Annotated in this window: 10 protein-coding genes; 3 read left to right on the forward strand and 7 right to left on the reverse strand. The window is 68.5% G+C overall.

Annotation, left to right across the window (positions count from 1 at the left end; translation table 11 throughout):
- Nucleotides 1–45: 45 nt before the first annotated feature.
- Nucleotides 46–1,245 carry a CaiB/BaiF CoA-transferase family protein gene (locus Q7J39_RS10390; protein ID WP_304823947.1) on the reverse strand — a complete coding sequence of 400 codons (1,200 nt, stop codon included), beginning with the start codon at nt 1,243–1,245 and terminating at the stop codon, nt 46–48.
- Between the two features lie 130 nt (nt 1,246–1,375).
- Here Q7J39_RS10390 and dctP point away from each other — a divergent pair, with 130 nt between their 5' ends.
- Together dctP and Q7J39_RS10400 are read left to right on the forward strand one after the other, a co-directional pair.
- Nucleotides 1,376–2,413 carry a TRAP transporter substrate-binding protein DctP gene (gene dctP, locus Q7J39_RS10395; RefSeq protein WP_304823950.1) on the forward strand — a complete coding sequence of 346 codons (1,038 nt, stop codon included), beginning with the start codon at nt 1,376–1,378 and terminating at the stop codon, nt 2,411–2,413.
- A 74-nt stretch (nt 2,414–2,487) separates the two neighbouring features.
- Nucleotides 2,488–4,593, forward strand: a complete 2,106-nt coding sequence (locus Q7J39_RS10400; RefSeq protein ID WP_304823953.1) for a 3-hydroxyacyl-CoA dehydrogenase NAD-binding domain-containing protein — start codon at nt 2,488–2,490, stop codon at nt 4,591–4,593.
- Nucleotides 4,594–4,598: 5 nt separating this feature from the next.
- On the opposite strand, the gene Q7J39_RS10405 is transcribed toward Q7J39_RS10400, so the two are convergent.
- Nucleotides 4,599–5,684 carry a histidine kinase dimerization/phosphoacceptor domain -containing protein gene (locus Q7J39_RS10405; protein ID WP_304823956.1) on the reverse strand — a complete coding sequence of 362 codons (1,086 nt, stop codon included), beginning with the start codon at nt 5,682–5,684 and terminating at the stop codon, nt 4,599–4,601.
- A gap of 214 nt (nt 5,685–5,898) precedes the next feature.
- Between Q7J39_RS10405 and Q7J39_RS10410 the strand changes: the two genes are divergently transcribed.
- Complete coding sequence (locus Q7J39_RS10410; RefSeq protein ID WP_304823959.1) at nt 5,899–6,378, forward strand: MarR family winged helix-turn-helix transcriptional regulator; 480 nt, start codon at nt 5,899–5,901, stop codon at nt 6,376–6,378.
- Here the strand turns inward: Q7J39_RS10410 and Q7J39_RS10415 are convergent, their stop codons facing one another.
- From Q7J39_RS10415 to Q7J39_RS10435, 5 genes are all read right to left on the reverse strand, one after another.
- A complete protein-coding gene (locus Q7J39_RS10415; protein WP_304823962.1) occupies nt 6,379–7,389 on the reverse strand; it encodes a DUF2891 domain-containing protein in 1,011 nt (336 codons plus the stop codon). It abuts the gene before it with no gap.
- Nucleotides 7,370–8,320, reverse strand: a complete 951-nt coding sequence (locus tag Q7J39_RS10420) for a DUF979 domain-containing protein (RefSeq protein ID WP_304823965.1) — start codon at nt 8,318–8,320, stop codon at nt 7,370–7,372. The genes Q7J39_RS10415 and Q7J39_RS10420 overlap by 20 nt, the downstream gene beginning before the upstream one ends.
- Entirely contained in the window at nt 8,317–8,982 is a 666-nt protein-coding gene (locus Q7J39_RS10425) for a DUF969 domain-containing protein (protein ID WP_304823969.1), read from the reverse strand. The genes Q7J39_RS10420 and Q7J39_RS10425 overlap by 4 nt, the downstream gene beginning before the upstream one ends.
- Nucleotides 8,983–9,077: 95 nt before the next feature.
- Nucleotides 9,078–10,286, reverse strand: a complete 1,209-nt coding sequence (locus tag Q7J39_RS10430; protein ID WP_304823972.1) for a thiolase family protein — start codon at nt 10,284–10,286, stop codon at nt 9,078–9,080.
- Nucleotides 10,283–11,833 carry an AMP-binding protein gene (locus Q7J39_RS10435; RefSeq protein WP_304823975.1) on the reverse strand — a complete coding sequence of 517 codons (1,551 nt, stop codon included), beginning with the start codon at nt 11,831–11,833 and terminating at the stop codon, nt 10,283–10,285. The genes Q7J39_RS10430 and Q7J39_RS10435 overlap by 4 nt, the downstream gene beginning before the upstream one ends.
- Nucleotides 11,834–11,941 lie beyond the last annotated feature (108 nt).

Genomic DNA, 11,941 nt, shown 5'->3' on the forward strand with positions numbered 1-11,941 from the left:
CAACCCAGCGCCGCCCGTGTCATGCGGGCGGCGTTTTGCTGCGCGCTAGACCGCGCCGCCGGCTTTCAGGGCGGAGATTCGGGCTGAGTCGTAGCCCAGCCCCTTGAGAATCTCGTCGGTATGCTGGCCCAGCGTCGGGGGTGGGGCGACGCGGTCGCCTTCGGGCCGGCCCAGGTCGAAACCGAGATTGAGCGTGGCGGCCTGGCGGTCCGTGCCGGGCAGGTCGAAGGCCGCGCGCAGACCCCGGCTGGCCACGTGGGGGGTGTCGGCGATCTGCGGCACGGTGCGCACCGCCCCGGCCGGCACGTCGGCGGCGTTGAAGGCCAGTTCCCAGGCCTCCGCCGTGCGGCCGGCGAACAGCGGATGGAGGATCGCCATCAGGGCCTGCTCGTTGTCGATGCGGACATTGGGATCGGCGAAGCGGGGATCGGCGATGAGCTCGCCGCAGCCCAGAACGGCGCACATCTTCTCGAACTGCCTTTGGGTGTTGGCGCCCAGCAGCAGGGGGCCGTCGCTGGCCTGGAAGGTGGCGGCCGTCGGGCTGGCGTTGAAGCCGCGGTTGCCAACCCGGGCCGGCTGGTCCCCGGCGATCAGATAGGGGCCGATCATCGAGATCATCAGGATCAGGGAGGAATCCAGCATGGCCACGTCCAGGTGGCGGCCGCCGCCCCCGAACCGCAGCCGCTGCAGGACCGCCGACAGACAGGCGAAGGCGCCCGCATAGCCGGTGAAGGTGTCGATCATCGGGAAGCCGACCTTGGCGATGTCGCCCTCGGGATCGCCGGTCAGGGACATGACCCCGCAGACTGCCTGGACGATGTGGTCATAGGCCGGGTTGTCGCGCATGGGGCCGGTTTGGCCGTAGCCTGACAGCGAGCAATAGATCAGCTCGGGATTGGCGGCCTTGGCGTGCTCATAGCCAAGCCCCAGCTTGGCCAGGACGCCGGGCCGGTAGTTCTCCACCAGGATGTCGGCCTTGGCGATCAGGTCCAGGACCACCTGGACGGCCTGGGGGTTCTTCAGATCCAGGGTGATGGACTTCTTGCCGACATTGACGGTCTGGAAGGCCGGCGCCATGCCGACGAACTCGGGGCGGCGGTCATAGTGGCGGAACACGTCACCCTCGCCGGGGCGCTCGATCTTGATGATCTCCGCGCCCAGCAGGCCCAGCACGTGGGTGCAGAAGGGGCCGGCCATGACGTGGGTGAGATCCACCACGGTCATTCCCGCCAAAGGCCCGGCCATCCTGCTACGCTCCCGCACGTCTCTGTCGTTATTGGTGATTAGCCACGTATTGTTTAATTTGCAAACGATTGAGACTTGAACCAAATTAGATCGACCGACGCGGGCCAACCGCGCGCCTGGAGGGAATGCGATGAGGGCCTGGAAGCTGATCGGCGTGGCCGCCGCGCTCCTCTTGCTCGCCGCCTGCGCGCCGGCCGCGTCCCCCGCCGGGGTCGAGGTGCTGCGCTACGCCTCGCCCTACTCCCCCAACCATCCCTTCAGCCGCGCCGATATCGCCTGGATCAGGCATGTGGAGAGGGTCTCCGGCGGGCGGCTGCAGGTCCAGCCCTTCTGGGGCGGGGCGCTGATCAGCTCCGACCAGAGCGTCATCGAGCTGCGCCACGGGGTGGCCGACATCGCCCTGATCACGCCGATCTACATGCGCTCGGGCATGCACGTCATGAAGACCCAGGCGGGCTTCTACGGCGGGGTCACCACCATCGAGGATCAGGTGGCGGTCTATCGCTGCATGGAGAAGGCCTTCCCGATCTTCGGCGAGGAGATGGCCGGGGTTCATGTGCTGGCGATCCAGGGCGGCAACCTGCCCAACGTGCTGACCCGCGACAAGCCGGTGCGCGGCCTGGCCGACCTGCGCGGCCTGCGCCTGCGCGCGCCCAGCGAACTGACCCCGGTGCTGCAGTCCTTAGGCGTCGACGTGGTGACCATGCCGATGGGGGAGGTCTATTCCGCCATCTCCAAGGGCGTGGTGGACGGGGTCGTGGCGCCCGCCGACGCGGTGAAGTCGCTGCACTTCAACGAGGTGGCCCGCCACCTGTCGCTGCTGCAGGTGGCCCGCGGGGCCTATCCGGCCCGGGCCATGTCCGACACCCGCTGGAACTCGCTGAGCCCAGATCTGCGGCGAATTCTGACCGAGGCGATCCCGGTCTGGGAGGCGGCGCTGGCCCATGAGGTCCGCAAGGCCGAGACCGAGGGCATGGCCATGGCCAAGGCCGAGGGGATGTCCATCCTCACGGTCGATCCGGCCGAGCAGGCGCGCTTCGACGCCGCCTATGACGCCGAGGCCCTCAAGAACGCCCGGCGGCTGGCGGAGTACGGCGCGCCCGGCGAGGCCATCTATCGCAGGGCCCGCGCGGTGATCGCGCAAGGGACGCCCGTCAAGGCTTGCTAGGCCCCGCGCCGCAATGTTAGGCAGTAGTAGAAACCATTTGCCTAACTTACAATAAGCGACCCTGGGGAGCCTCCATGAGCAGCACCGTCAGCTTCGACGTCCGTGGCGACGTCGGCGTGATCGTCATCGATCGTCCGCCGGTCAACGCCATCGACGTGACGGTTCGCGATGGGGTCTGCAAGGCGCTGGACCAGGCGCTGGCCTCTCCGGCGGTCAAGGTGATCCTGCTGGCCTGCGCCGGCCGCACCTTCCTGTCCGGCGCCGATCTCAACGAACTGAACGGGGCCATCGAGGCGCCGACCTATTACGACACCCTGGACCGGTTGGAGGCCTCGCCCAAGCCGGTGGTGGCCGTCCTGCACGGCACGGCCATGGGCGGCGGACTGGAGACGGCGCTGGCCTGCCACTACCGGGTGGCGGTGACTGAGGCCCGCATGGGCATGCCGGAGATCACCCTCGGCATCGTCCCCGGCGCCGGCGGGACCCAGCGCATGCCGCGCCTGATCGGCGCGCGGGCGGCCCTGGAGATGATGATCGCCGGCGCTCCCATCGACGCCGGCAAGGCCAAGGACCTGGGGGTCATCGACGCCATTGTCGAGGGCTCGCCCATCGAGGGTGGCCTGGCCTACGCCCAGACGCTCGCCGACGCGGGCGCGCCGGTTCGGCGCACCGGCGACCGCGCGGTGGACACGGCGGGCTTCTCCGACCCCGAGATCGAGGCCTACCTCGCCAGCCAGGCCCGGGCGCTGAAGGGCCGCACGACCCAGTTCCGCACCCTGGAGGCCATCAAGGCCTCGACGAAGCTGGCGCTGGCCGAGGGCCTGAAGGCCGAGGACGTCATCTCCCAGGCCTCGCTGAAGGACCGTGAGGGCCTGGCCCTGCGCCACATCTTCTTCGCCGAGCGCGAAGTGGGGAAGATCCCCGGCCTGCCGGCCATGGAGCCGGAAGCCATTCGCGCCGCCGCCGTGGTCGGGGCCGGCACCATGGGCGGCGGCATCGCCATGAGCCTGGCCAATTCGGGCGTTCCCACCGTGCTGATCGACGTCAGCCAGGAAGCTCTCGACCGCGGGCTTGGTGTGGTTCGCGCCAACTATGAGGTCACCGTCCAGCGCGGCCGCATGACGCCGGCCGAACTCGAACAGCGCATGGGCCTGATCACCGGCGCCGTGGGCCTGGAGCATGCCCGGAACGCCGACGTGGTGATTGAGGCGGTGTTCGAGGACATGGACCTCAAGAAGAAGATCCTCGCCGAGCTCGACAAGGTCACCCCGCCCCACACCATTCTCGGTTCCAACACCTCGACCCTGTCGGTGACCGAGCTGGCCTCCGTCACCGGCCGTCCGGAAAAGGTGGTGGGCCTGCACTTCTTCTCGCCGGCCCACGTCATGCGGCTGCTGGAGATCGTGCGGGGGGGCAAGACCTCGTCCCAGACCCTGGTCACCAGCCTGGAGATCGCGCGCAAGCTGAAGAAGATCGGGGTGGTCTCAGGCGACGCCTTCGGCTTCATCGGCAACCGGATGATGCAGGAGGGCTATTTCCGCGAGGCCGAGCAACTGCTGCTGGAGGGGGCCGGCGCGGCGCAGATCGACTCCGCTGTCGAGGCCCTGGGCTTCGCCATGGGTCCCAACAAGGTCAACGACATGGCCGGGGTGGACGTCGGCTACAAGGTCCGCGAGGAGCTGTTCAAGCACCAGACCCGGCCCGATCCCTACTTCGCGGTGTCCGACGCGCTCGCCTCCCAGGGCAAGTTCGGTCAGAAGACCGGGGAGGGCGTGTTCCTCTATCACCCAGGCGACCGCACCGCCCATCCCAACCCGGCCACCGAGGCGCTGATCGCCCAGCTGGCCGCCGACCGGAAGATCGCGCCGCGCCAGATCGCCGACGCCGAGATCCAGGAGCGCTGCATGCTGCCCCTGGTGAATGTCGGCGCCCAGCTGCTGGACGAGGGCATCGCCTACCGGGCCAAGGACATCGACGTGGTCTGGACCTCCGGCTACGGCTTCCCGCGCCATCTGGGCGGCCCGATGTTCTTCGGTGACACGCTGGGCCTCGCTCATGTGTTGGAGCGGGTGGAGCACTATCACAAGCTGCTCGGCCACTACTGGAAGCCCGCCGACCTGCTGGTGAAGCTGGCCCGCGAGGGCGGCAGCTTCGAGGCCTATGACGCCCGCCAGAAGTAAGGAGGTCAGGCTGCCTGCGGAAGAAGAGCCGTGGCGGCGTGGTCGATGGAGACGGTCACGCCGTTGACCGACTGAACCTTCATCGTGGCGCCCAATTGCTTGACCAGGGCGTCGACGATCACCGTGCCCAGGCCGCCGTGCTTGCTCGGCGACAGGTCGGCGATCTTGCCGATCCCGTTGTCGGCAACCGTCAGGCTCCAGCTGTCGTCTTCGCCGCCGAAGAAGGTGATCAGCACACGAGCGTCGCCTCTGGGCGTCGGAAAGGCGTATTTCACGGCGTTGATCATCAACTCGGTGACGATCAGGCCGATGCTGACGGCCTTGTCCGACCCGATCTGGCTATGGTCTGCGACAACCTTGAGCTCGATGGGCTGATCCTCGCCGATCATCGACTTGGCCAAGCTACCGCAGAGCTTGGTGAGGTAGCCGCCCACCTCGATCCTGTCGACGCCGCCCGAGGCGTGGAGGTGAGCCTGGACTTCGGCCACCGACATCACCCGCTGGTGGGCGTCGCGAAGGTGCTGGCGCGTTTCCTCGGAGGCGACGGCGCGGGCCTTGATCATGAGGATGCTGGCGATGATCTGCAGGCTGTTGGCGACCCGGTGCTGCATCTCCTGCAACAGGGTCTGCTGTTGGGTCAGAAGCTCCTCCGTGCGTTCGAGCAGTTCCTCCCTCTCCCGCTCGATCACCCGCCGGGCGGTGATGTCGGTGAAGGCCAGCAGGATGGTGGTGTTGGCGCTGCGCTCATAGATCACTTTGCGGGCGTTCAGCAGCATGGTGCGGGCCCCGAGCCCCGGGAAGTCGTGCTCCACCTCGAACCCGTCCATCGACGTGCGCTCGGGGATGATGGTCTCCAGCAGCAGGCGCAGGGCCGGGATGTTCCACTGCCCGTCGCCCAGCGAGTAGAGCGGCCGGCCCATGGTGTGCTCGGGGTCAACCTGGAAGGTGGCGTAGAAGGAGCGGCTGGCCGCCAGCACGTGGAACTGCGCGTCCAGGACCAGCAGGGGCTCATGGATCGTGTCGACAATCGCCTGGGCGAGGGTCTGTGCGTCTTCGATTCCCTGCAGGGAGGTCGGCATGGGCGGAAACATGTCCGATCCCGAACGCCAGGATTCTTTGCGTTTGGCCGCGTAGGCAGGCCAACCCAGCAACCTGTACGCTCGATATTGAGCAGTGTCGTGATCTCGTTTTGTCTGTCGGCTGTGAGACTTACACGCCGAGGCCAGATCCGGGCGCCTGCGGCCCTGCGACGCTGCACTGCAAACAATCGTTTGTCCTACGTCGTTTGCCCGGTATCGTTGGGGCATGAGCGATATCGACCTTCTCGCGGCCGAGTCGGGCCTGGCCAACGATGGCAAGCTCGACCTGGACGGCCTTCCGAACCTGCTGGGCTTCCACCTCCGCCTGGCTCACGTGGCCGTCTATCGGGACTTCACCAGCGCTCTGGCCGGCCTGGACCTGACCCAGAAGCAGTGCGCGACGCTGCAGCTGATCGGCGCCAACAAGGGCGTCAGCCAGGTGGACCTGGCCGCCACCCTGGGCACGGACCGCGCCACCATGATGGCCATGATCGACCGCCTGGAGCAGCGCGGCTTCCTGATCCGCCGCCGGTCCACCGAGGATCGCCGCCGCCAGGAACTCTATCTCACCGAGGACGGCGAGAAGATGCTGGCCGCCGCCAAGCAGGCGATCGATGAGCACGAGCGCGGCTTCAAGGCCCGCTTCACCGCCGCCGAACTGAAGACCCTGGTGGCGGCGCTGAGCCGGATCCACAAGCAGGTCTGATCAGGCGCTCAGCGCCAGCAGGGCGAAGCTGGCCAGCCAGTGTTCACCCATATAGTCGCCGGCCACGTGGGGCAGGCTGGCCGCCAGGTGGTGGTCTGCCGCCGCATGGGCCACGGCACGCAGCGGATCTCCGGGCGCGAGGCTTTGCGAAATCGCCCGCCAGCACCAGGCGCGGCTGAGGTTGAGGCCATCCAGGTGGGCGATCTTGCCGTCGCTGCGGTCGCTGACCGTGGCTGGCGTGAACAGGCTGGCGGGCAGGCCCTCGGCGGCCCGGGGCAGGAAGGCCGCGAACCACGATTGAAACTCCGCCACCGGCAGCAGCCGGCGCATGGCCTCGGCCTCCATCAGGGTCGGCGACAGGAAGTCGTCGCCGGAGGGCTCCCAGGCCGCGGCGTCGCGGTCGCCGATGTACCAGGCCCTGGCGGTCTCCCGCAGCAGACCTTCGAGGCCGGCGTCCTCCACGCCCTTCGCATAGTCGGCGGCCAGGGCCAGGGCGAAGGCCGTGGAGCTGTGGACCCCGGTGCGCACCGGATAGGTGGCCTTGGGCAGGTAGCTGCGGAACCGTTCGGCGAAGGCCTGCGCCAGGGGCGCCAGCCGCCGGGCCCAGGTCTGGCCGTCGTGGCGCATGAGTTCTGCCTGCAGCATCAGCAGCCAGGCCCAGCCGTAGGGGCGTTCGAAACCGCGGCTGGAGGCGCGATCCAGATAGGCGCGCTCGGCCTCCACCTTCTCCGCCGTGAAGGCCCCGGCGAACAGGTCGTCGATGGCGGCCGCCTCGGGGATCTCGGGATGCAGCCGCCGCACGGTGGCCAGCGTCCAGTAGCCGTGGACGCAGGAGTGCCAGTCGAAGCTGCCGAAGAAGATCGGATGCAGGTCGCGGGGGCCCACCGCGTCACCCGGCCCATCCAGGACGTGGTCCATCTTGTTGGGATATTCGCGGGCGACATGGCCCAGGGCGATGCGGGCGAAACGCGACGCAATCTCCGGCGTCAGCTCAGCGGAAGGCGAGGACATACATCAGCACCATGTTGGCCAGCAGCAGGGGCGCCGCCGTGGGGATCTGGGCGCGGATGACCGCGTGGCGGTCCTTCAGCTCCAACAGGGCGGCGGGCACGATGTTGAAGTTGGCCGCCAGCGGCGTCATCAGGGTGCCGCAGAACCCCGACAGCATGCCGATGGCGCAGACCACGGCCGGATCGCCGCCGAACTTGACGATCAGGAACGGCAGGCCCACCCCCGCCGTCATCACCGGGAAGGCCGCGAAGGCGTTGCCCATGATGATGGTGAACAGCGCCATGCCCAGGCAGTAGACCGCGACCGCCGCCAGGTGGCCGTCCATTGGAATCGCGGTGGTCACCAGATCACCCACCACCTTGCCGACGCCGGCCAGGGCGAAGACCGCCCCCAGGGCCGCCAGCATCTGCGGCAGCAGGCCGGCCCAGCCGACGGTGTCCATCAGGCGGCGGCCCTCCTGCAGCGGGCTGATCACCGGCTGGCGCAGCAGCACCAGCGCCGTGATCACCGCCAGGACAGCGCCGAGCGCCAGGGAGATCAGGGTCGCCTGCTTGGCCTGGAACAGGGGCGTCCCGCCGATGGAGACGTGCTGGAGGGCGAGGGTCCCGATCAGGACGGTGGCCGGGATCACCAGGGCCGGGATGAAGAGCCGGTTCCCCCACCTTTCGGCCGACAGCTTGCGGGCCTCCGGCGAGCCGTCGGACTCGCCGCGGCCCAGGCCGCCGATGCCGGAGATCAGGGCCATGCACAGCACCAGGACACCGTTGCCAAGGTCCCCCAGCCAGTCTCCGGCCAGGAAGCTGACCGCGAACAGCCCCCAGAAGCCGGTGTTCATCCAGCGCTTGGGATTGGTGGCGTCGCGGGCGCTGAGCACCGCGAAGGCGGCGAACACCAGGCCCGCCAGGAGGTAGACGACGCCGAGCTTGATCATGCGCCCGGCCCCTTCAGCTTGCGCTCGAACAGCACCAGGCGGACCGAGTGGATCGCGAAGGCGACGATGGCCGTGGGGATCGCCCAGATCGACAGCTGCAGGGGCTCAATGACGATGCCGCTCTGGGCGAGGAACCCCACCATCAGCAGGATCGATCCGATGGCCAGGAAGATGTCCTCGCCGAAGAAGAGGCCGATGTTGTCGGTGGCGGCGGTCATGGCTCGCACCTTCTGGCGGGTCTCGTCGGGCAGTTCGCCGGTCTCGCTCTCGGCGGCGGCCTCGGCCATGGGGGCGACGATGGGCCGGATGGTCTGGGCGTGGCCGGCGATGGAGGTCAGGCCGAGGGCCGCGGTGAGCTGGCGGAACAGCAGGTAGCCGATCAGCAGCCGGCCCAGGGTCACGCTCTTGAAGCCGGAGATCAGGGTCCGGGCCCGCTCCTGCAGGCCCGCCCGCTCCAGCACCCCGATCACCGGCAGCACCAGGAGGGCGGCGCTGACATAGCGGTTCTCGTTGAAGGCCTTGCCGAAGGCGGCCAGCACCTCGACCGGGGACAGCCCCGCGGCCATGCCCGTCAGCACCGCCGAAACCATCACCACCAGCAGCGGATTGAAGCCGGCCGCGAAGCCCGCCACCACAACCGCCACCCCCAACAGGATCAGCATCAGCCCCTCCGTCGGCGACTCAAGGTTTAGGCGCCGGATGAAGAGGTAAACCTAGTCTGAGCAGGGCGCTGCGTCTCTATGGTCCATATATTGGACTATCTGGCGGAGACCTCCACCACCACGGCCATGGAGCTGTCGCCGGCGGCGCAGCCCTGGAACAGGCCCAGGCCGCCGCCCTTGATGGCCAGCTCCTCGATCAGCTCGACGATGGCGCGCAGGCCGGTCGGCCCCTGGGGGTGACCCCAGATCAGCGAGCAACCGTAGTTGTTCATCCCCATGACATCGATCCCCATGGCCTTGGCGAAGGCCAGGTCGTTCACGGCGAAGGGGTTGTGGGACTTGATGGCGGCGATGTCGGTGATCTTCACCCCGGCATGGTCCAGGGCGCGCTGGCTGGCGGCGATGGGGGCTTCGGGCATGAACTTGAGGTCGGCGCGCGATTGGCCAAAGCCGCGCAGGGTGACCTTGATCGCCGGGTCCTTGGAGAGCTCCCGGGCGCGGTCCGGCGTGGTGAGGATCAGGCCGACATTGCCATCGGCCGGGTGGGTCTGGCTGCCGAAGGTGACCGTGCCGCCCTCCTGGGTGGGGCGCAGCTTGGCCAGGCCCTCGGCGGTGGTGGCGAAGACGCCCTCGTCGCCGGCCATCACCGCGTCCTCGCCCCTGAAGTTATGCTTGGGCACAGAGAAGGGCAGGGTCATGTAGCGGCGCTGGAAGGCGTGGTCGTCGGCGAGCGCGTCCTGATACTGCGCGTAGCGGCGCAGGGTGACCTCGTCCTGCTCTTCCTTGGTGATCTGGAACTTGGCGGCCACGTTCTCGGCGGTGTCGAGCATGGAGTGCCCGGCGATGGCGTCATGCATCATGTTGTAGGTGACCTGGTCCTCCGACTGGCCATAGCCGCCGGGGCCCTTGGGGGCGGGATAGTAGATGTGCGGGCCATTGGAGCAGCGGTCGGCGGCGATCAGCAGGGCCTGCTCGGCCAGCCCCAGCTGGACCTCCGAGGCGCCGGCGAACACCACCCGGGCGCCGGTGGCGCAGACCTGGGTGATCATGTGGCCCGGCGTGTGGGTGGCGCCCAGGTCGTACAGCGGCCAGGGCGCGCCGTAGAAGGACTGGTACTGGGTGTTGGTCATGCCGAAGACACCGGTGTCGAAGCTCTTGGGATCGATCTCGCGCTCGGCCAACCAGCCCTTGGCCACGTGGGCGGCGAACTTCATGGCGTGCAGATGCTGCAAGGAGCCCTGCCACTTGGCGAAGGGGGTCGACCAATAGGCGCCATAGGGGATTTCGACGCGATCAAAGCTCATAGGGACTCCGGTTGGCTGTCGGCGAAGGCGCGCCGAAGGATGTCTTTCTGGATCTTGCCCGAGGCGGTGCGGGGCAGTTCCGGGATGAAGCGGACGTGGGCGGGGCGCTTGTAGCGGGCCAGCCGGCCGTCGCACCACGCCATCACCGCGGCGGGGTCACAGGGGTTTCCGGGGCGCAGGACGACATAGGCGCAGCCGGCTTCCCCCCAGCGCGTGTCGGGCACGCCGACCACGGCGGCCTCGGCCACCAGGGGCATTTCGGCCAGGGCCGCCTCGACCTCGGCGGGGTACACGTTCTCGCCGCCGGTGATGTACATGTCCTTCCAGCGGTCGACGATGAAGTAGTAGCCATCCTCGTCCTGGCGGGCGGCGTCGGCGGTCTTGAACCAGCCGCCGGGGGCGAAGGTCTTGGCGGTCGCCTCGGGCTGGTTCCAGTAGCCGGGCATGACCGACGGCCCGCGCAGCCAGACCTCGCCGGGCTCTCCGGCTTTCACATCGACGCCGTCACGACCCACCAGGCGCACCTCGATGGCGGGGGACGCGATGCCCGCGGACCCCACCTTGGCCCGGGCGATCTCCGGGTCCAGGGGCACGCCCAGGACGGTGCCGTTCTCGCTCATGCCGTAGCCGTTGGAGGGCCGGACGCCGGCGTCGAGGAAGGCGAGCGTCACGGGCGCCGGCATGGGGGCGCCGCCGGTGAACAGCCGCAGGCCCTGCAGATTGGCGTCCTTGAAGCCCGGATCGTCCAGCAGGGCCTGGGCCATCTGGGGGACGCAGAAATAGTGGCTGACGCCGAGCGCCGGATCGGAGAGGCGCTGCAGGGTCTGGGGGGCCGCGAACCGGTCCGACAGATGCACCGTTCCGCCGGTGAAGAAGCTGCCGTGCAGGATGGCCAGCAGGCCCACCACATGGAACAGCGGCACATCGCACAGCATGGCGTGCTCGGCGCAGAGCTCGCCGACCTGGCTGTAGTTCATGGCGGAGAAGAAGGCGGTGCGCGGGGTGACGATCACCCCCTTGGGCCGCCCGGTGGTGCCCGAGGTGTAGAGCAGCATGGCCGGCGCCGAGGGGTCGATGGCGCCGGGTTCAGCCACGGGCTTTGCGGCGGCCAGGGCGGCGGCGAACCGATCTTCGCCCGGTGCGATGCGCAGGACGTGAGCCACGGGAACCTTGGCCAGGGCGGTCTGCGCCTCGGCCTCGAACTCGGCCTCATAGATCAGCAGTTCCGGCGCGGCGTCCTCCAGCAGGACCGCCAGTTCCGGCCCCGCCAGGCGCCAGTTCAGAGGCTGGAACACCGCGCCCGCCCGCGGGCAGCCATAGAAGAGGGTGATGTGGTGGATGGAATTGCGCGCCAGGATCGCCACCCGGGCGCCGGGGCCGCTCAGCGTGGCGCGCAGATAGGATTCGCACCGCCGGAGTTCGGCTTCCAGAGCGGCGTAGGACAGGGCGCGGCCGAGGGCCAGTTCCTGCACCGCCAGCTTTCCGGGCCGCGTCCGCGCCTGGCGATGGATGAAATCCCGGGCCAGCCAGCCGTCTTGACCGCTCAAGTCCTCCCCCTTCGTCACCGCTTCCCACCTCTTTTTTCAACCGGCTCTGGACGCGGGGCCACTGAACCGGCAAATTGTTTGCAACACATACTACTTGAGAGAGCCCTG

The sequence above is a fragment of the Phenylobacterium sp. genome (assembly GCF_030651185.1).
In the GTDB taxonomy this organism is placed as follows: Bacteria; Pseudomonadota; Alphaproteobacteria; order Caulobacterales; family Caulobacteraceae; genus Phenylobacterium.

Coding starts and splice junctions, on each gene's coding strand:
- Q7J39_RS10390 (WP_304823947.1), bottom strand. CDS start 1,245: ATGGCCGGGCCTTTGGCGGGAATGACCGTGGTGGATCTCACCCACGTC.
- dctP (WP_304823950.1), top strand. CDS start 1,376: ATGAGGGCCTGGAAGCTGATCGGCGTGGCCGCCGCGCTCCTCTTGCTC.
- Q7J39_RS10400 (WP_304823953.1), top strand. CDS start 2,488: ATGAGCAGCACCGTCAGCTTCGACGTCCGTGGCGACGTCGGCGTGATC.
- Q7J39_RS10405 (WP_304823956.1), bottom strand. CDS start 5,684: ATGTTTCCGCCCATGCCGACCTCCCTGCAGGGAATCGAAGACGCACAG.
- Q7J39_RS10410 (WP_304823959.1), top strand. CDS start 5,899: ATGAGCGATATCGACCTTCTCGCGGCCGAGTCGGGCCTGGCCAACGAT.
- Q7J39_RS10415 (WP_304823962.1), bottom strand. CDS start 7,389: ATGTCCTCGCCTTCCGCTGAGCTGACGCCGGAGATTGCGTCGCGTTTC.
- Q7J39_RS10420 (WP_304823965.1), bottom strand. CDS start 8,320: ATGATCAAGCTCGGCGTCGTCTACCTCCTGGCGGGCCTGGTGTTCGCC.
- Q7J39_RS10425 (WP_304823969.1), bottom strand. CDS start 8,982: ATGCTGATCCTGTTGGGGGTGGCGGTTGTGGTGGCGGGCTTCGCGGCC.
- Q7J39_RS10430 (WP_304823972.1), bottom strand. CDS start 10,286: ATGAGCTTTGATCGCGTCGAAATCCCCTATGGCGCCTATTGGTCGACC.